At 57.6% G+C, this 314-nt stretch carries 1 protein-coding gene; it reads left to right on the forward strand.

Going from position 1 to position 314, the window contains the following annotated elements; translation table 11 throughout:
• Positions 1-314: putative metal-binding protein (locus EN807_RS34050; protein WP_348640285.1), on the forward strand; the 314-nt coding region annotated here is incomplete at both ends.

Genomic DNA, 314 nt, shown 5'->3' on the forward strand with positions numbered 1-314 from the left:
ATTTTCGCAAGCCTCAAGTTAAAACCACGGGTGATCAGCGCAGCGAGCGAGGTCGACTTCACCGACTACGACTTAAGACCACCGTCCGTGGTCTTCGTCGATCCGTTTACGCGTCATCCGATTGCCCGGAAAGATCTATACCTGAAAATGCTTAGACGTCCGCCGCTGCCCGGAACGCCGCCGGAGATGATAGGAGCTCTCATCCAGCAGAACGCCGTGCCGCTGACGGACTTCATCCAGGCCAACAGTCCCGAGGACGAACCATTCCTGTGCATGGCGGGCGTCCGGGAATACCACGACAATCCAGCCCATTC

This window comes from Mesorhizobium sp. M5C.F.Ca.ET.164.01.1.1 (assembly GCF_004792125.1).
In the GTDB taxonomy this organism is placed as follows: Bacteria; Pseudomonadota; Alphaproteobacteria; order Rhizobiales; family Rhizobiaceae; genus Mesorhizobium; species Mesorhizobium wenxiniae.